Genomic DNA, 18,887 nt, shown 5'->3' with positions numbered 1-18,887 from the left:
CTGGTCACGCCGGTGCCGGAACCGTTCGCCGCGCCCCCCGGCGCCGGGTGCGGTACCGCCCTGCCGCGCCGCAGACGACGTAGAGCGCGAACGAGACCGTCGTGACGTAGGGGCTGATCGGGATGCTGCTGCCCAGGGCGAGCAGGATGCCGCCCTCGATCGAGGCCGTCGCGAAGACCACGCTGAGCAGTGGCAACAGCACCGGGGACGCGGTGACACGGGCGGCGGCCGCGGCCGGGGTGATCAGCAGGGACAGCACCAGCAGGGCGCCCACCACCTGCACCGACAGGGCGACCGCGAGGCCGAGCACGATCATGAAGGCGAAGGAGAGACCGCGCACCGGCACTCCGCGGGCCTCGGCGACCTCGGGGTCGGCGCTCGCGAAGGCCAGCGGGCGCCACATCACCACCAGCGCGGTCAGGACCACCGCGGAGGTCGCGAGCAGCCAGGTCGTCTGCGGGGTGTCCACGGCGACTATCTGCCCCGTGAGCAGGCCGAACTTGTTGGCCGCCCGCCCCTTGTACAGGGCGAGGAAGAGCACGCCCAGGCCCAGCCCGAACGGCATCAGGATGCCGATCACCGAGTTGCGGTCCCGCGCGCGTGTGCCGAGCAGGCCGATGGCGCCGGCCGCGAACAGGGAGCCGGTGATGGAGCCCGCCACGATGTTCGTGCCCAGCAGCAGGGCCGCGGAGGCGCCCGCGAAGGACAGCTCGCTGATGCCGTGCACCGCGAAGGGCAGGTCGCGCATCGCGACGAAGACCCCGGCGAGGCCGCCGACCAGACCGAGGGCCGCTCCGACCACGAGCGAGTTGCGGACCAGGACTAGGAGTTCGCCGTAGTCGTCGAAGTCGAACAGTTGGTGCCAGACGCTCACGGGTGGACCTCCTCGGGCACGTGGTGCGCGGAATGGTCGAGGGCGCCCACCACCACGATCCGGCCCTCCACGTGGACGACGTCGACCCGGGTGCCGTACAGCCGGGACAGGGACGCGGAGGTCAGCACCTCGTCGGGGGTGCCGACCCGGTGGCCGCCCGGCGCCAGGTACAGCACCCGGTCCACCAGGTCGAGCACCGGGTTGATCTCGTGCGTCACGAACACCACCGCCGTGCCGTGGGAGCGGCGGCGGGCGTCCACCAACTCGGTGACCGCACGCTGGTGATGGAGGTCGAGGGAGAGCAACGGCTCGTCGCACAGCAGGATGCGGGGATCGGTCGCGAGCGCCTGCCCGACGCGGACGCGCTGACGCTCGCCGCCGGAGAGCAGGCCGACGGGCACGTCGGCGTACGCCGAGGCGCCCACGGAGGCGAGGATCTCGTCAACGCGCCTGCGTACGGCGGCCGTTCGCAGGCGTGGTCCGAAGCGGTGGCCGTCGATGCCGAACCGCACGAGGTCCCGGGCGCGGAGCATCGCCTGCGCGGACAGGGCGGCCTGCTGCGGGACGTACCCGATGTGCCGGGCGGCCTGCCGGGGAGGACGGCCCAGGACCGTCAACTCCCCGGCGGACAGCGGCTGCCGGCCGAGCAGGGCACGCACGAAGCTGGTCTTGCCCGCTCCGTTCGGGCCCAGCACGGCGAGGAACTCCCCTGGCCGCACGTCGAGTTCGAGGTCGTGCCAGACCGTGCGCGGACCGTAGGAGAGCGCGGCCCCGCGCAGGCTGATGACGGAGCTCACTTGGCCAGCGCGTTCGCGAGCGCGTCGACGTTGGAGGTCATCCAGCCGAGGTAGTCCTTGCCGCTGGGCAGGGTCTCCGTCACCGGGACCACCGGGATGCCGGCCGCCCTGGCCGCCTGCTCGGACTTCTCGGTCTGCGGGCCGGAGGTCTGCTCGTTGTAGACCAGCGCCTCGACCTTCCTGCCGGAGAACAGGGCGAGCGCCTCCTGGAGGACCTTGGGGGAGACGTCGGTGCCCTCCTCGACGGCTTCGCTGAACGCGGGAGGCGTCCTGTCGACCAGGCCGCTCGCCGCCGTCATGTACAGCGGCACCGGCTCGGTGATGGCGATCCCCTCCCCGGCGTGCTCCTTCTTGATCTGCGCCTCCTTGGCCTCCAGGGGCTTGAGCCGTGCCTTGAAGGCTTCGGCGTTCGTCGCGTAGAAGGCGGAGTTCGCCGGATCGGCCTTCCCGAGGGCGGCGGACATGCGGTCGGCGATCTTCGCGACGGTGGGGAAGTCGTACCAGACGTGCTCGTTGAGCTCGCCGCCCTCGGGGGCGGTCTTTCCGGAGACCTTCACCGCGTTGATCACCTCGGCGGAGGAGTTGCCGCCGCTCTTGAGCATGCGGTCCACGAAGTCGTCGTAGCCGCCGCCGTTCTCGACGACGACCTTCGCCTTCGACAGGGCCAGCTGGTTCTGGGTGCTGGCCTCGTAGGAGTGCGGGTCCTGGTCGGGGTCGCTGATGACCGAGGTGACGGAGACCTTGTCGCCGCCTATGCGCGAGACGATGTCGCCGTAGACGTTCGTCGAGGCGACGACGGCGATCTTGGACGAGGCCGCCGGGCCCGCGGACGCGCTCCCGCCGCTCCCGGAGGCGGAAGTGCTGCCGCAGCCGGCCAGCAGGGCGACGGAGGCGCCGGCGAGCAGCGCGATGCGGCGGGACGGGGACGGGGGCATGGATCCTCCAAGCGCGGTTCTGGTTGCCCCGTCACGCTAGATGGAAATGATTGTCGTAAACAGGCTCGGTGGCCGGTATGTGAAAACCGTTGCCATTAATTGACCTGGTCCTGGTCGCAGGCCCGACTGGCGTGGGCGGCCCGCTCATTCCTTCCCGGTGAGCAGCCTGCGGGGGTTGGCGATCCGGAAGGCGTAGGCCGCCGCTCCGCCGAGCCCGTGGCCGGGGTGCTGCGGCGGTTCGGCGTACGGCCGGTCCGAACCCTGGACCACGGCGTCCACGCCGAGGGCCCGGACGACGGACTCGACCGCGCGCGGCCCGTACGAGGACGTCTCCACGAACACCAGCGGGTCCGGCTCGCTCCCGCCTTCCCCGCGCGCGGCGAACCGCTCGCCGTGCAGCGGGGCGAGCCCGGCCAGCAGTGCGAAGCAGACCCGCAGGCTCGGGTGCCGGGGCCGGCCGAAGGCACGGAAGGCGAACCAGGCGGCGTGCATCTGCTGGACGTAGGGCACCATCGCGGGCCACCAGCCGGGCCCCGCGGAGCCGCCGGCCGCGGGTCCGGGATGTACCAACAGCGGCAGGTCGCGCTCCTCCAGCAGATCGAGCAGCGGGGCGCACCGGGCGTAACCCGCCGCGTCCACAAGGCTGTCGGCGGGCAGCTGGAGCCCGACGAACCCCTGGTCGAGAGCCTCGGCCGTCGCCCTGACGTCGATGTCGCGCACCCCCGCGGCCGCCCACGCCCCGAACGGCTCGGGCAGCGCGGCCGCACCCTCGTGGTAGGCGTCCAGCAGGGGCCGGGCCTCGGCCGCGGGCAGCCACTCCACGCCGATCGGCGCCGACAGCGAGACCAGCGCCAGACCGAGGCCGTCGGCGGCGGCGAGTTCCGCGCGCCGGGCCGCGTCATGGTCGGCGGGCGGGAGGTCGTAGGGCGGCTCGCCGTCCAGATACAGCGTCCAGCCGTCGAGACACGGCGGCTCGCGCCGCGCCCTCAAGGCCGTCACCAGCGAGGGGCTCCACAGATGCTGGTGCACGTCGACATTGGTCATGACGCTCCTCCCACCCAGGCGCGCAATGTGCTCCGGACATCGCAGGCACCCATGATCTCGTGGCCGACCACCCCCGCGTCCAGCCCACAGGACCCGCGGACCTCACCGGGCCGCGGACACCGACCCGATCTCGACCACGCGGGCCCACGCCGGCGGCGCTTTCGGCACGTACTCCGGATTGTTCTCCCGTCCCGCCTGGCTCACCCCCGGCCGGGAGAAAAGGCCGACGACCGTACGGCACGAGGGCCGGGCGCTCGGCCAGGGCGTCCCGCCGTCCGTCAGGACCACCACGACGTCCGGGCGGGGACTGGAGCGCAGCGCCTTCCGGAAGCCGGTGCGCAGGTCGGTGCCCCCGCCGCCGACCAGCGGGATGCCCTCGCTCCGGCACAGCGGACGCACGGCCCCGGCCGCCGCGTCGCACGACAGGACGTGGACCAGGTCACGGCGGCCGCCCACGGCACGGGCGATGGCGGCGACCTCCAGGAGCGCGCTGCCCAGTTCCTCGTCGCTGACCGAACCGGAGGTGTCGATGATCACGCAGACCCTCGGCGGCCTGCGCCGCAGACTCGGCAGCACCACTCCGGGCAGGCCCGCCGAGCGCCGGGCCGGCCGGCCGTAGCTGTAGTCGTCGCCCGCCCCGCCGGCGGAGACCGCGGAGCGCATCGCCGCGCCCAGCAGCTCACGCCAGGGCTGCGGCGGATGGAACGCCTCCTCCGCCCACCTCCGCCAGCCCTTCGGCGTGCGGCCGGGCCGCGCGTTGATGCCCTGCGCCACCCGGAAGCGCACCGCGTCGCGTTCCTGCTCGCTCAGCCCGTCGGCGCCGTCGGGCCCCAGGTCCCACTCCCGCTCCAGCCCGTCCGCGCCACTGCCGCAGTCCAGCCAGGACAGGTCCAGGGTGAGCGGCCCGAGGCTGATGTCGCTGACGTACTCCTCCATCAGCCGGTCCTCGGGCAGCCGCAGCTTCCAGGGTTCGACGGCATCGGCCGGCCGGACCAGCCCGTCGCCGTACACGTCGTCGTTGATCTCGCAGTCCGCGGCGATGTTCATCCGCAGCCGGTCCCCCAGCCCGGTCAGCCCGCGTTCCCGGGCCAGCCGGTCACCGCGCCCGTGGTGGTCGCGCAGCAGGTGCGACACCTCGTGCACCCACACCCCCGCCAGCTCCTCCACCGGTGTCCGGGCCACGAAGGCCGGGGAGACGTAGCAGCGCCAGTACCGGTCGACGCCCATGGTCGGCACGAGCCTCGACTCGACGGTGTGCAGGGCGAACAGCGCGGTGGCCAGGTAGGGGCGGGTCCGGGCGGCGTGCAGACGGGCGGCGAAGAGTTTGTCGCGGTCGAGGCGGCCTGTTTGCGGGGCGGTCGGCGGGGCCGCCTCCTGGATTGCTGCCGGGGCCGCCCGCCGGCCGGTGTGCGTGCCCGTCTCGTCGGCAGGGCGCGTGCCCGCGGTGCTGTGCCTGCTCATCGGCGGCCCTTCGCGGCGACCGCGGCCCGGTCCGCACGGCGGGACAGCGCCACCGTCCCGGCGAGCTTCTCGATCGCTGCGGGCACGTCCCAGTCCTCCTGGCGCAGCGAGGCAAGAGTGGTCGCGGGCACCACCACCAGGTCCGGCGCCCCCGTGTTCAGCGCCCGGACCAGCACCGCCCAGGCGGAGTCCCAGCGGGCTCGCTCCGGACGGGCGCGCACGGCGGCCACCACGCCGTCGAGCACCGCCTGCCGCAGATCGCCCCGCTCGGGCAGCACGGCCCCCGCCGGATCGGCGAGCACGTCCTCGGGGTCCGGCAGGTCCAACCGGTCCAGGCTCGCCAGCAGTTCGAGGCCGGGGCCGTCCCCGACCGTGCCCCGGACCAGCGCGGACAACACGTCCCGCGAGGAGCCGGCCGCGGTCGCGAAGGCGATCAGCGACAAGGTCATGTCCCAGCTGCGGGGCGAGGGCCAGGGCCCGCCCCGCCGGGTCTCCCCGGAGGGCAGCCGGTGCACCAGCGTCGGCCGCGCCGCGAGCAGCCCGCACACCGCGCGCCGGGCGAAGTCCACGGCCTCCGGCAACTTCGCCGGGTCCAGCCGCGGCAGGGTGGCCCGCGGCCAGGTCCCACCCAGTCCGCGGACGACGACGTCGTGGTCGTGGGTCCACTGGAGATGGACGAACCGGTTGGCCAGCGGCGGGCTCAGCTCCCAGCCGTCGGCCGCCGAGGAACGGGGGTTGGCGGCGGCCACGATCCGCACCCCGGGCGGCAGCCGCAGGGCGCCGATCCGCCGCTCCAGCACCAGCCGGAGCAGTGCGGCCTGGACGGCGGGCGGCGCGGTGGACAGCTCGTCCAGGAACAGCAGCCCCCGGCCGGCCCGCACCAGCCGTACCGCCCAGTCCGGCGGGGCCATCGGCACGCCCTGGGTCGCGGGATCGTCGCCGACCACGGGCAGCCCCGAGAAGTCGGACGGCTCGTGCACGCTGGCGATCACCGTGGTCAGCGGGAGGTCCAGGGAGGCGGCGAGCTGTGTCAGCGCGGCCGTCTTGCCGATACCGGGCTCACCCCACAGCAGGACGGGCAGATCGGCGGCCACGGCCAGGGTGAGGGCCTCCAGCTGGTCGTCGGGGCGGGGCTCGGTGGTGGAGTCGCGCAGGAGGGCCAACAGGTCTGCCGCGACGTCGAGTTGGGGGGTGGGGGAGGGGGCGGTCAGGGGCGTGGGCATGGGGCATCACCTTTGGGGCGTGAGAAGGGAGGAAGGGCGGGTACGTCGGGGCGAGCGGGTCGGAGTCCGCCGACCCGGGTGCGTTCAGCGCGGGGTCGCGTGGCGTGGACGGGTGCGGTGGTCCCGAGTGCGGCGGCCGTGCGGGCGCGGGCGGTACCAGGCGGGGCCCGGTCCCGTCAGGCCCGTTCTGAACAGGCCGTAGGTGATCCGCTGTCGCGCGGCCGCCTCCAGTGCGTCCCGGAGCGGACCGGGACGCAGCAGCGCCTCCGGACCGAGCAGCCCCTCCACCACCGCCAGGGCGCCGGTGAGGTCACCGTGCGCGAGGCGTTCGCGCACGCCGTCGAGACAGTGCGGGCGCCGGTGCGCCTCGTCGATGGCCCGGAGGCAGGGGAGCGGCGTGCCCGTGAGCGCGACCAGCAGTTCCTCTCGGCGGATCTCGTCCGGGTCGTGGTCCAGCGGGGCCAGCACCCCGTCGACCAGGCCGATGCGGTGGCGGGCACCCCGGCACTCCACGGTGTGCGGCTGCCCCGGCCGGTCGGGAACCGGGGGCGGACCGGTGGCCGCGCGTCCCGGGGCGAGGGCGGCCGCGACCAGGGGGTGCAGCCGGTCCGCCTCGATCGCTCCGGTGCGGAGCAGTTCGAGGTCGGGGAGGATCCAGGTCGCCGCGTCGGGCAGGACGGGGAGGAGGGGGAGGGGACCGTCGCACGGCTCGGGAACCGCTCCGTGCGGACCCACCTCCCACACCAGCCGCTGCCGTCCCCCGCACCGCACCAACACCCGCCCGGCGGAACGCCCTTCGGTACCGAGCAGAATCCGGGCCTCGGCGGCCCAGCGCTCCACGGCACAGCCGTCGGGCAGCAGGGCGAGCAACGCGGCACTGGATGGGGAAGCTCGACCGCCGTCGAACCGCTCCCAGGGCAGCTCTCCGTAACCGGGCCGCTGCTGTGGATCGCTGGGCTCGGCGCCCTGCCGGAACTCCCCGGCTGCGGACGGCCGCGGCGGATCCCCGGGTGCGGGCTGCTGCCGTAGCTCAGTGGGTGCGGACCACAGCCGTGGTTCACCGGCCGCGGCCCGCTTCAGCAACTCACCGGCCGCGGCCCGCTTCAGCAACTCCCCGGCCGCGGCCCCCTCCAGCGGCTCCCCGGCCGCGGCCCCCTCCAGCGGCTCTCCGGCAGACGTCAGCCCCGGAAACCCCCCACCCCCCGACGGCCCCAGCAGTCCCCCCGCCCCCGACCGCTCCCACAACTCCCCGGACCTGTCCGCATCCCACAGATGCCGGTGCAGATCCAGGCGGAAGCGTCGGTTCGGGCGGGGATGCGGGTGGCGTACGGCGTCGTCCGAGGCGCGGGACCACAGCGCGAGGCTGATCCGCTGACCGGAGTCCGCCCACGCGGGCGCGGTCCTGGCCACGAGGTGGACGGGGCCGTCGGCGGCCTCGTACCGCGCCAGCGTCAGGGTCAGCCCGGGCCGCAGCAGCCCGTCCGGGGCGATCCTCGGCATGTGCCAGCGCAGCAGGTCGGGAGCCAGGGCACGCAGATCGGCGCGGAGCCGGGACATGAGGTCCCGGCCGTGATCGCGGGCCACGGCACGGAGGGTGAGGTCGAGGTCGAAGCCCGCGGCGGCACACGCCCCCGCCCAGTCGCCGGCGAGGCGCCGGGCGGTCGCGGTCTCGATCATGGGGGGCGGCACGGCGAACTCGCGCACGCGCGGCCAGAAGGAGGTACGGGAGGAGTCCTCGTTCGCGGTCCAAGGGAGCATCAGCACTCACCTTGCGCGGACGGGGCCTCCGATCTCTGAGAGGTGTGAGTCGTCATCGCCGGGGAGCGTAACCCCGCGCGGACGCTCCCCGCCAGGCATTTACCGTCCGGCCGCGGACGGACGGGCGCCGGCGCCCGGTTGCTAGCCTCGACACCGTGATCGCATTCCCCCTCGGCGCCACGACCACGCCGGCCGAACTCGCCCGGGACCCGCACCCGCGCCTGGCCGAACTGCGGGCGCACGAGCCGGTGTCCTGGCTGCCCGCGCTCAACGGCTGGCTGGTGACCCGCCGCGATCTCGCGCTCGATGTGATGCGGGACGCGGAGACCTTCACCGTCGACGACCCCCGCTTCACCACCGCCCAGGTCGTCGGACCGAGCATGCTCTCCCTCGACGGCGCCGAGCACACCCGCCACCGCGAGCCCTTCGCCGCGCCCTTCCGTCCCCGTGAAGTACGGGAAGGATTCGCCGAGTTCATCGAGGAGGAGACCGACCGCCTCCTCACCGCGCTCGAACCCCAGGGCGCCGCCGAACTCCGCGGGGACTTCGCCGGCCCGCTCGCCGTGGCCGTGGTGACCAAGGCGCTCGGGCTGGTGGACGCCGACACCGGCACGGTTCTCTCCTGGTACGACGCCATCGTGCGGGCCGTGTCGGACCTGACGGCGGGCCACGCGGCGGACCCCGCGGGCCCCGAGGCGTACGCGCGCCTCCGGGCCGCGGTCGAGGCCACCGTCACGGGAGGGGCCGCCGCCTCGCCCCTCACCACCACGGAGGGCGCCACCGCCTCGCCCCTCACCACCACGGAGGGCGCCACCGCCTCGCCCCTCACCACCACGGAGGGCGCCGCCGCCTCGCTCCTCACCTCCGCCGCCGAACGGCTGACCCTGCCCGAAGTAGCCTCCAACGCCGCGGTGTTGATGTTCGGCGGCATAGAGACCACCGAGGCGATGATCACCAACGCCCTGCTGCACCTGCTCCGGCACCCCGGCCAACTCGCCCTGGTCCGCGCCGACTCCGCCCTCCTGGACGGCGCGATCGAGGAGTCCCTGCGCCTGGAGCCCGGCGCGGCCGTCGTCGACCGCTATGCCACCCGCGACACCACCCTCGGCCGGGCCGCGATCCGCAAGGGCGACCTCGTCATCGTCTCCCTGGCAGGCGCCAACAGGGACCCCGCGGTCTTCCCGGACCCCGACCGCTTCGACGTGCGCCGCGACAACTCCCGCCTTCACCTGGCCTTCGCACACGGCCCGCACTACTGCCTCGCCGCCCATCTGGCCCGTCTGGAGACGAGGATCGCCCTGCGGCAGCTGCTCGACCGCCTCCCGGACCTCCGCCTCGACCCGGACCGCCCCACCGCCCCGCAGGGCCTGGTCTTCCGCAAACCGCCCGCCCTGCACGTGCGTTGGGGCTGAACCGCGCCGGCACAGCGCCTCACCCGGCCCGCTTCACCTCCAGGGACAGGTCGTTGTCGACCGTGTAGTACGGCCGCACGACCGCGCCCCCGACCGTGGCGCCCGGGTAGACGAAGACCTCCTTGCGGTCCGCCACGTCGTCCAGGAGCCGGGCGAGCCGGATCGGCGGGGCCCCGGGAGAGGGCCGCAGGAACATGTCCCAGATGCCCGGGTCCAGGTCCAGCGTGTCGTCGACGGTGTGGGTGAAGGCGCGGCCGTCCGCCCGGACCTGGGGCTCCAGCGTGCGCGTGACCCCTGCGTCCCGGCGCAGCCGCAGCTCCACGCGGGCGCCCTCGGTGAGCGGGGAGCCGTGCAGCCGGGCCGCGACCGTCAGCGCCCGGTCCGTGACGTCGACGCGGCCGACCTCCGCGTGCGCGGGCCGCAGCCAGGTCCGCACCGCGAGGAAGCCGTCCTTGGTGGCATAGGGGACCCGCACGGCCAACGGCCCAGGCTGCTCCCGCAGTTGCCCGTCGACCAGGGCGCGCAGATCGCGCGGTCCCGGGCGCAGCCGGGTCCGCTCCGTGCCCTGGAGCAGGTACACGTCCCAGCGCCCCTCCGCAAGCACCGGATCGGCACCCAGCACGGCGTGCGCGCGCTCCTCGTCGGACGGATCCGCCTCCAGGTCGAGGACGTGCACACTCTCCTCCGGCTGTCCCTTCTTCGGACGCAGCCGCAGCAGCAGCCGCAGGCCCCCGGCCCGGGGCACCTCGAAGGTGATCCTGCCGTCCGCGTCGACCGCGCACCCCGCGCGTGGTGTGGTCATGACCGTCCCTTCCGTACGAGGCGCAGCGCGCCGCTCGCCGCGACCAGCGCGGTGTCCCTGGCGGCGGAGCCGCGGGCGGACAGGGCCGCGCCCTGGCCACCCCGCACCACCCGCCGGCCCGCCCTGCGTGCCGCGACCGCCTCCGCGATAAGACTCTCGGCCTGCTCCACGACAGGCTCCGGGGCGAACCGCCGCGCGTTCTCCAGCGCGGCCCTGCTCATACGGCGGCGCAGCTCGTCGTCCCCGACCAGCTCCAGCAGGGCCGCGGCCAGCGCGTCCCGGTCCCCGACCGGCACCAGCCGCCCGTCGACGCCGTCCGCGATGATCTCGGCCGGCCCGTGGGGGCAGTCGGTGCTCACCACGGGCAGCCCGCAGCGCATCGCCTCGACGATGGTCATGCCGAAGGGCTCGAAGTCGGAGGTGGCCGCCCCGATCGAGCCCTTGACCCACTCGGCCTCCATGGGGGCCGCGGGCCCCATCAGGAAGACGTTGTTCCAGAGCCTCAGGTCGGTGATCAGCCGCCGCAGCCGGTCCTGTTCCTCCCCCTTGCCGTAGATGCGCAGCTGCCAGTCCGGATGCTTCGCGGCGACCGCGGCGAAGGCCTCCACGAGCAGGTCGTACCGCTTCAGCCCGACCAGTCGCCCGGCCGCGACGACCACCTTCGCGGAACCGTCCGCGGGCGGCAGCACCGGATCCGGCACGCTGTTCGGCAGCGCCTCCACCCGGACGCCGGGCAGCCGCATCCGGCGCCGGTAGGAGGCCGCGTCCGCCTCGGTCACCGTGGTGAGCACGTCGAGCCCGCGATAGGCCCGGCGCAGCGCGGTGCGCAGCCGGGGCGAGTGCTTGTCCAGGGTGAGGTGCTCCTGTCCCACCCGGGCGACATGGCCGGGCGCCTCGCGCGCGAGATGCACGTTGAGCCCGGGCCGGGTGCCGATCACCGCGTCCGCGTCGGTCGTGGCCAGGGCCTCGGCTATGCGCTGGTCCGTCAACTCGCTGTACTGGCCGTACCGGTACTCGGAGCGCGGGAACACCCGCGCCGGTCTCAGATGCGAGGGGTGCTCCTTGTCCTCTCTGAGATCGACCAGGGACCGCAGCGACACCCGGGGGTCCAGGACGTACGTGGGGAGCTCCCGGTGCCGCAGCACCGAGACGATCTCCACGTGGTGCCGTCGGGCCAGGGTCTGGGCCAGATTGAACGTGGTGGTGATCGTGCCTCCGATCCCGTAGGCGTTGTGCAGCAGGAAAGAGATCTTCATGCCGGGCTAGACCACGTCACATTGCCTCTGGTTGACCTTCGTTACCCTTTCGTGGTGCCCTCGCCGCCTGGGCGTCACGCCGTGTACTGGTATGCGGGATAAGTGAGATAGCCGTTGTCGCCGCCCTCGAAGTACGTGGCCTCGTCCGCGGGGGCGATCGGCAGTCCGGTGCGCAGCCGCTCGACCAGGTCCGGGTTGGCGATGAACGCCCGGCCGAAGCTGATGAGTTCGGCGCCCAGCCCGAGCCAGTGGTCGGCCTCGCTGCGGCCGGTCTGCTTGGCGCCCAGCGGCAGCACCGGGTTCATGACGAGGGCTCCCGGCCACACCCGGCGCAGGGCGACGAGCGTCTCCTCGGGGGCGGTGGCCTCCAAGTGGACGTAGGCCAGGTCGAGTCGGGACAGTTCGGTCAGGAGCGCGGTGTACAGCTCGGGGACGTCGGTCTCCTCGACGCCCCAGAAGGTGCCGCCGGGTGAGAGCCGGATGCCGGTCCGGTGCGCGCCCACGGCGTCCACGGTCGCGGCGGCCGCCTCCACCGCGAACCGGATCCGGCCCGTCACCGAACCGCCGTAGCGGTCGGTGCGCAGATTGGCGTTGGTGGAGAGGAACTGCGAGATCAAGTAGCCGTTGGCGCCGTGCAGTTCCACCCCGTCGAACCCGGCGTCCACGGCACGGCGGGCGGCCTCGGCGTACGACTCGGCGTGCTCGGGCACCTCGTCCGTGCGCAGCTCCCGCGGCACCGGCGGGGTCTGCCGTCCGGTGGGGGTGAACAGCTCTCCGGTGGCGGGGACGGCCGAGGGGCCGACGGGCCGCAGTCCGGTGGTGTCCGGGTGCGAGACCCGCCCGCCGTGCATGATCTGGGCGAAGATCCGGCCCCCGTTGGTGTGCACGGCCTCCGTCACCTGCCGCCAGGAGGCCACCTGCTCGTCGGTGTGCAGCCCCGGAGTGCCCGGATTGGACTGCCCGACCAGGCTCGGCTGCACGCCCTCGCTGACGATCAGGCCGGCGGAGGCCCGCTGGGCGTAGTAGCGCGCCATGGAGGGCGTCGCCAGACCGTCCGCGGCGGCCCGCACCCGGGACATCGGGGCCATGACCACCCGGTTGGGCAGCCGCAGACCGCCGAGTTCGAATCCGGTGAAAAGCGTCGTCACGTCACGTCTCCTTCGTGATCCGTCGTCCCCGTGTCCGGGGCACGCGGTTACGCTAAAACCTGACGTCGACGTGAGGGTCAAGTCCTTTCTGGAGGAGCACATGCGCATCGGGGAGTTGTCGGCGCGGGCCGGGGTCAGTGTCCGGGCCCTGCGCTACTACGAGGAGCAGGGACTGCTCGCCAGCAGGCGCAGCACGAGCGGACAGCGGCACTACACCGAGCACGCTGTCGAGCGGGTCTTCTTCCTCCAGCGCATGTACGCGGCCGGACTGTCCAGCCGCACGATCATGGAACTGCTGCCGTGCGTCGACTCGCCCAGCGAGGAGACCTCCGACGCGGCGCTGGAGCGTATGGCCGAGGAACGCGACCGCCTCACCGACCACATAGCCGACCTGATCCGCACCCGCGACGCCCTGGACAACCTGATGGCCACGAACCGGGCTCACCGGGAGAGGCTGCGGGCGGGGTGACGGGGGTGAGAGGGCGAGACCAGGACCCGCGGAGGCCGTGACACGCTGAGGTCACCGTGGGTCACCACGGACGCGTGACGTGCCGGGACCACCGTGCGTCCCCGCGGACGCGTGACACGCTGGGAGTGACGGAACCGGTCGGACCAAGGAGCCCCACGTGACGTACGACATCGCCGCCCTCCGCTCCCACTTCCCGGCCCTGGACGCCGGCACCGCCCACTTCGACGGGCCGGGCGGCACCCAGACCCCCACGCCCGTCATCCGGGCCATCGCGGACGCGCTGGCGCAGCCCCTGTCGAACCGGGGGCACGTCACGCTGGGGGAGCGCAACGCCGAGTCGATCGTCACCGGGGCCCGGCGGGCCATGGCGGACCTCCTCGGCGCGGACCCGTCGGGGATCGTCTTCGGCCGCAGCGCCACCCAGCTGACCTACGAGTTCTCGCGCACCCTCGCCAAGACCTGGTCGCCCGGTGACGAGGTGGTCGTCACCCGCCTCGACCACGACGCCAACATCCGGCCCTGGACGCAGTCGGGCGCCACCGTCCGCTGGGCCGAATTCGACCCCACGACAGGGGAGTTGACGGTCGACGCGATCCGGGCCGTCCTGTCCGGCCGCACCCGCCTCGTCGCCGTCACCGCAGCCTCCAACCTGATCGGCACCCGCCCCGACCTCGCCGCCATCGCACAGGCGGTGCACGAGGCAGGGGCCCTCCTCTACGTCGACGGCGTCCACCACACCGCCCACTCGCTCGTCGACCTGGAGGAGTCGGGAGCCGACTTCTACGTCTGCTCCCCGTACAAGTTCCTCGGCCCCCACCACGGAGTCCTCGCCGCCCGCCCGGAGTTGCTGGAGACCCTGCGCCCGGACAAGCTGCTGCCCTCCACCGACGCCGTCCCCGAGCGCTTCGAACTGGGCACGCTGCCCTACGAGTTCCTCGCCGGGACGACGGCCGCGGTCGACTTCCTCGCCGACCGCCTCGACCCGGACGCCACCGGCACCCGCCGCGAGCGACTGGCCGCCGGGTACGCGGCGCTCGAAGCCCACGAACACGTCCTGCGCACCCGGATCGACAAGGGGCTGGCCACGCTCGACGGGATCACCGTCCACTCCAGGGCCGCCGACCGCACCCCCACCCTGCTGCTGACCTTCGACCACCACGACACGGCCGACGCCTACGGTTTCCTCGCCGAGCGCGGTGTCCAGGCCCCCGTCGGCTCGTTCTACGCCGTCGAGGCCTCCCGTCACCTCGGCCTCGGCGACACCGGCGGCCTGCGCGTGGGCCTCGCCCCCTACAACGACACGGAGGACGTCGACCGGCTCCTGACAGGGCTGAGCGACTTCCTGAAGAGGTGAAGGGAGAACCACCCATGACCACCTTCCCCACCGCACGCAACGTACGGACGACACCGGAGGGCCTGCTCTGGGAGCCCAGTGAGCGCTGGGTGCGCGGCCGCAAGGGGGACGTCACGGTCGTCGACAGCCGGCACCCCGTCCTCGTCTGGGAACCCGACGTCCCCGTCCCGCTGTACGCCTTCCCGCGCGCCGACGTCCGCGAGGACCTGCTGCGGCCCGCGAAGAACCCGCAGACCGGGAGCCACACCGGATCACAGGTCTTCTACGACCTCGAAGTCGACGGCGAGGTCGTGGAGAACGCCGCCTGGACCCTCCCCGCCGCCGACCTCGCCGACCACATCGCCTTCGCCTGGTTCCGGCGGTGGGGGACCGGCCTCGACCACTGGTACGAGGAGGCGGAAGAGATCTTCGTCCACCCCCGTGACCCGCACAAACGCGTCGACGCCATGGCCAGCAGCCGCCATGTCCGGGTGGAGATCGACGGCACCGTCCTCGCGGACACCCGTCGGCCCGTGCTCCTCTTCGAGACCGGCCTGCCCACGCGCTACTACATCCCGCGCGAGGACGTCCGCCTCGACCTGCTCGAGGCCACCGACCACCACAGCCAGTGCCCCTACAAGGGCACCGCCGGGTACTGGTCCACCGGCGGCCACGCCAACATCGTCTGGAGCTACCCGGACCCGCTCCCCGCCGTCGGAGTGATCAAGGGACTGCTCGCCTTCTACAACGAGGCCGTCGACATCACCGTGGACGGCGAGCGCCAGGAGCGACCGGTCACCTTCTTCACCGGCACCGTGAAGTGATCACGACCTGGTGACCGCCGCTGCCGCACCCAAACGGCCTGCGACACGTGACCTGACTCTCATGGCCACGGGCGGCCTTTGCCGACACCATGGGGGCGTCACCGGCAGGCCGAAGGGATCGGGAATGCTCCGCAAGGTACTGGTCGCCAACCGTGGTGAGATCGCGATCCGCGCGTTTCGCGCGGGTTATGAGGTGGGTGCGAGGACGGTCGCCGTCTTCCCCCACGAGGACCGCAACTCACTGCACCGACTCAAAGCCGACGAGGCCTACGAGATCGGCGAACCGGGCCATCCCGTGCGGGCCTATCTCTCCGTCGAGGAGATCATCCGCGCCGCCCGCCAGGCCGGCGCCGACGCCGTCTACCCCGGCTACGGCTTCCTCTCCGAGAACCCCGAGCTGGCGCGGGCCTGCGAGGAGGCCGGCATCACCTTCGTCGGCCCCAGCGCCGACATCCTCGAACTGACCGGCAACAAGGCCCGCGCGGTCGCCGCCGCCCGCGCCGCGGGAGTGCCGGTCCTGGGCTCCTCGGCGCCCTCGGACGACGTGGACGAGCTGGTCCGGGCCGCCGACGACATCGGCTTCCCCATCTTCGTGAAGGCCGTCGCGGGCGGTGGCGGACGCGGTATGCGCCGGGTCGAGGACCCGGCGCAGCTGCGCGAGTCCATCGAGGCGGCCGCCCGCGAGGCCGCGTCCGCCTTCGGCGACTCGACCGTCTTCCTGGAGAAGGCCGTCGTCGAGCCCCGCCACATCGAGGTGCAGATCCTCGCCGACGGCCAGGGCAACGTCATCCACCTCTACGAGCGCGACTGCTCGGTCCAGCGCCGCCACCAGAAGGTCATCGAGCTGGCCCCCGCACCCAACCTCGATCCCGGGCTGCGCGACCGCATCTGCGCCGACGCCGTCCGCTTCGCCCACGAGATCGGCTACCGCAACGCGGGCACCGTCGAGTTCCTCCTCGACCGGGACGGCAACCACGTCTTCATCGAGATGAACCCGCGCATCCAGGTCGAGCACACGGTCACCGAGGAGGTCACCGACGTCGACCTCGTCCAGGCCCAGCTCCGGATCGCGGCCGGCGCCACCCTCGCCGACCTCGGCCTCTCCCAGGAGACGGTCCGGCTGCACGGCGCCGCCCTCCAGTGCCGTATCACCACCGAGGACCCCGCCAACGGCTTCCGCCCCGACACCGGCCGCATCAGCGCCTACCGCTCGCCCGGCGGCTCCGGCATCCGCCTCGACGGCGGAACGACCCACGCCGGTACGGAGATCAGCGCCCACTTCGACTCCATGCTGGTCAAACTCTCCTGCCGGGGCCGGGACTTCACCACCGCCGTCAACCGGGCCCGGCGTGCCGTCGCCGAGTTCCGCATCCGCGGGGTGGCCACCAACATCCCCTTCCTGCAAGCGGTGCTGGACGACCCCGACTTCCAGGCGGGCAACGTCACCACCTCGTTCATCGAGCAGCGCCCGCATCTGCTGACGGCCCGTCACTCCGCCGACCGCGGCACCAAGTTGCTCACCTACCTGGCCGACGTGACGGTCAACAAGCCGCACGGCGAACGCCCGGAGCTGATCGACCCCGTCTCCAAGCTGCCCGAGACGCCGGACACCGAGCCGCCTGCCGGCTCCAAGCAGAAGCTCACCGAGCTCGGGCCCGAGGGCTTCGCCCGCTGGCTGCGCGAGTCCCCGACCATCGGCGTCACCGACACCACCTTCCGCGACGCCCACCAGTCCCTGCTCGCCACCCGCGTACGCACCAAGGACATGCTCGCCGTCGCCCCGGCCGTCGCGCGCACCCTGCCACAGCTGCTCTCCCTGGAGTGCTGGGGAGGCGCCACCTACGACGTGGCCCTGCGCTTCCTCGCCGAGGACCCCTGGGAGCGGCTCGCCGCCCTGCGCGAGGCCGTCCCCAACATCTGCCTCCAGATGCTGCTGCGCGGCCGCAACACCGTCGGCTACACCCCCTACCCGACCGAGGTGACCGACGCCTTCGTGCAGGAGGCCGCCGAGACCGGCATCGACATCTTCCGCATCTTCGACGCCCTCAACGACGTCAGCCAGATGCGCCCCGCCATCGAGGCCGTCCGCGCCACCGGCACCTCGGTCGCCGAGGTGGCCCTCTGCTACACCTCGGACCTGTCCGACCCGAACGAGCGCCTCTACACCCTCGACTACTACCTGCGCCTCGCTGAGCAGATCGTCGACGCGGGCGCCCACGTCCTGGCCGTCAAGGACATGGCGGGCCTGCTGCGCGCCCCCGCCGCAGCCAAGCTCGTCTCGGCGCTGCGCCGCGAGTTCGACCTGCCGGTGCACATCCACACCCACGACACCGCGGGCGGCCAGCTCGCCACCTACCTGGCCGCGATCCAGGCGGGCGCCGACGCCGTGGACGGGGCCGTCGCCTCCATGGCGGGCACCACCTCGCAGCCCTCCCTCTCCGCGATCGTCGCCGCGACCGACCACTCCGACCGGCCCACCGGCCTGGACCTGCGCGCGGTCGGCGACATGGAGCCGTACTGGGAGAGCGTCCGCCGCGTGTACGCCCCCTTCGAGGCGGGCCTCGCCTCCCCGACCGGACGCGTCTACGACCACGAGATCCCCGGCGGTCAGCTCTCCAACCTGCGCACCCAGGCCGTCGCCCTCGGCCTCGGCGACCGCTTCGAGGACATCGAGGCGATGTACGCGGCCGCGGACCGCCTGCTGGGCCACCTGGTGAAGGTCACCCCCTCCTCCAAGGTGGTCGGCGACCTCGCCCTGCACCTGGTCGGCGCCGGGGTCGACCCCAAGGAGTTCGAGGAGACCCCGGACCGCTTCGACATCCCCGACTCCGTCATCGGCTTCCTGCGCGGCGAGCTCGGCACCCCGCCCGGCGGCTGGCCCGAGCCCTTCCGCACCAAGGCCCTCCAGGGCCGCGCCGACGCCAAGCCCGTCCAGGAACTGACCGCCGAGGACCGCGAGGGCCTGGACAAGGACCGCCGCTCGACCCTCAACGGCCTGCTGTTCCCCGCCCCGACCCGCGAGTTCGAGACCCACCGCCAGTCCTACGGCGACACCAGCCTCCTGGAGAGCAAGGACTTCTTCTACGGCCTGCGCCCGGGCAAGGAGTACGCCGTCGACCTGGAGCCCGGCGTCCGCCTCCTCATCGCCCTGGAGGCCATCGGCGAGGCCGACGAGCGGGGCATGCGCACGGTGATGTCCACGCTCAACGGCCAGCTGCGGCCCATCCAGATCCGTGATGTCGCCGCCTCCTCGGACATCCCGACCACCGAGAAGGCCGACCGCTCCAACACCGGCCATGTCGCCGCCCCCTTCGCCGGCGTCGTCACGCTCGTGGTCACCGAGGGCGACGAGGTGGCGGCCGGCGCGACCGTGGCCACCATCGAGGCGATGAAGATGGAGGCCACGATCACCGCGTCGAAGGCCGGACGCGTGTCCCGGCTGGCGATCAACAAGGTGCAGCAGGTGGAAGGCGGTGACCTGCTGGTCGAGATCGGCTGACACCTCGGCCGGAACGGTGACACTCGCTTCCGTACAGCTCACCACCATTGCG

At 73.2% G+C, this 18,887-nt stretch carries 15 protein-coding genes; 5 read left to right on the top strand and 10 right to left on the bottom strand.

Translation table 11 applies throughout. The features are described from left to right. Positions 1–4: 4 nt before the first annotated feature. The 7 genes from H295_RS0120170 to H295_RS45555 form a co-directional block, all read right to left on the bottom strand. The gene (locus H295_RS0120170; RefSeq protein WP_020137155.1) at positions 5–874 is read right to left on the bottom strand and encodes a metal ABC transporter permease; all 870 of its coding nucleotides are present in this window, start codon (positions 872–874) and stop codon (positions 5–7) included. Next, on the bottom strand, positions 871–1,671 hold the full coding sequence (locus H295_RS43405) for a metal ABC transporter ATP-binding protein (RefSeq protein ID WP_020137154.1): 801 nt from the start codon (positions 1,669–1,671) through the stop codon (positions 871–873). The genes H295_RS0120170 and H295_RS43405 overlap by 4 nt, the downstream gene beginning before the upstream one ends. After that, entirely contained in the window at positions 1,668–2,606 is a 939-nt protein-coding gene (locus tag H295_RS0120160) for a metal ABC transporter solute-binding protein, Zn/Mn family (RefSeq protein ID WP_020137153.1), read from the bottom strand. The genes H295_RS43405 and H295_RS0120160 overlap by 4 nt, the downstream gene beginning before the upstream one ends. 144 nt (positions 2,607–2,750) lie before the next feature. Then, entirely contained in the window at positions 2,751–3,650 is a 900-nt protein-coding gene (locus tag H295_RS0120155; RefSeq protein WP_020137152.1) for an amidohydrolase family protein, read from the bottom strand. Between the two features lie 102 nt (positions 3,651–3,752). After that, positions 3,753–5,111: a DUF2201 family putative metallopeptidase gene (locus H295_RS0120150; protein WP_020137151.1), complete on the bottom strand. Its 1,359-nt coding sequence runs from the start codon at positions 5,109–5,111 to the stop codon at positions 3,753–3,755. After that, a complete protein-coding gene (locus H295_RS0120145; RefSeq protein ID WP_020137150.1) occupies positions 5,108–6,334 on the bottom strand; it encodes an AAA family ATPase in 1,227 nt (408 codons plus the stop codon). Before H295_RS0120145 ends, H295_RS0120150 begins: the two co-directional genes overlap by 4 nt. A gap of 84 nt (positions 6,335–6,418) precedes the next feature. Next, positions 6,419–8,092, bottom strand: coding sequence for a hypothetical protein (locus tag H295_RS45555; RefSeq protein ID WP_020137149.1), 1,674 nt, complete (start codon positions 8,090–8,092; stop codon positions 6,419–6,421). Positions 8,093–8,247: 155 nt separating this feature from the next. Between H295_RS45555 and H295_RS0120135 the strand changes: the two genes are divergently transcribed. Then, positions 8,248–9,504 (top strand): cytochrome P450, encoded by a 1,257-nt coding sequence (locus H295_RS0120135; protein WP_020137148.1) that lies wholly within the window; start codon positions 8,248–8,250, stop codon positions 9,502–9,504. A gap of 19 nt (positions 9,505–9,523) precedes the next feature. Here H295_RS0120135 and H295_RS0120130 read toward each other — a convergent pair whose 3' ends face one another. The 3 genes from H295_RS0120130 to H295_RS0120120 all read right to left on the bottom strand — a co-directional run bounded on the left by H295_RS0120130 (position 9,524) and on the right by H295_RS0120120 (position 12,710). Then, positions 9,524–10,306, bottom strand: coding sequence for a hypothetical protein (locus tag H295_RS0120130; protein ID WP_020137147.1), 783 nt, complete (start codon positions 10,304–10,306; stop codon positions 9,524–9,526). Then, entirely contained in the window at positions 10,303–11,562 is a 1,260-nt protein-coding gene (locus H295_RS0120125; RefSeq protein ID WP_020137146.1) for a glycosyltransferase family 4 protein, read from the bottom strand. The genes H295_RS0120130 and H295_RS0120125 overlap by 4 nt, the downstream gene beginning before the upstream one ends. Before the next feature lie 74 nt (positions 11,563–11,636). Further along, positions 11,637–12,710, bottom strand: coding sequence for an alkene reductase (locus tag H295_RS0120120; RefSeq protein ID WP_020137145.1), 1,074 nt, complete (start codon positions 12,708–12,710; stop codon positions 11,637–11,639). 100 nt (positions 12,711–12,810) lie between these two features. On the opposite strand from H295_RS0120120, the gene H295_RS0120115 reads away from it, so the two are divergent. The 4 genes from H295_RS0120115 (at position 12,811) to H295_RS0120100 (ending at position 18,835) form a co-directional block, all read left to right on the top strand. Beyond that, the gene (locus tag H295_RS0120115) at positions 12,811–13,179 is read left to right on the top strand and encodes a MerR family transcriptional regulator (RefSeq protein ID WP_020137144.1); all 369 of its coding nucleotides are present in this window, start codon (positions 12,811–12,813) and stop codon (positions 13,177–13,179) included. Between the two features lie 157 nt (positions 13,180–13,336). After that, positions 13,337–14,533: a cysteine desulfurase-like protein gene (locus H295_RS0120110; RefSeq protein ID WP_020137143.1), complete on the top strand. Its 1,197-nt coding sequence runs from the start codon at positions 13,337–13,339 to the stop codon at positions 14,531–14,533. A 14-nt stretch (positions 14,534–14,547) separates the two neighbouring features. After that, complete coding sequence (locus H295_RS0120105; protein ID WP_020137142.1) at positions 14,548–15,336, top strand: DUF427 domain-containing protein; 789 nt, start codon at positions 14,548–14,550, stop codon at positions 15,334–15,336. A gap of 124 nt (positions 15,337–15,460) precedes the next feature. After that, positions 15,461–18,835: a pyruvate carboxylase gene (locus H295_RS0120100; protein WP_020137141.1), complete on the top strand. Its 3,375-nt coding sequence runs from the start codon at positions 15,461–15,463 to the stop codon at positions 18,833–18,835. The last annotated feature ends 52 nt before the right edge of the window (positions 18,836–18,887 follow it).

Source organism: Streptomyces sp. 351MFTsu5.1 (assembly GCF_000383655.1).
GTDB classification, from domain to species: domain Bacteria; phylum Actinomycetota; class Actinomycetes; order Streptomycetales; family Streptomycetaceae; genus Streptomyces; species Streptomyces griseorubiginosus.
Note: the sequence above shows the minus strand (reverse complement) of the source record. Positions and strands in the feature narration are given on the sequence as shown.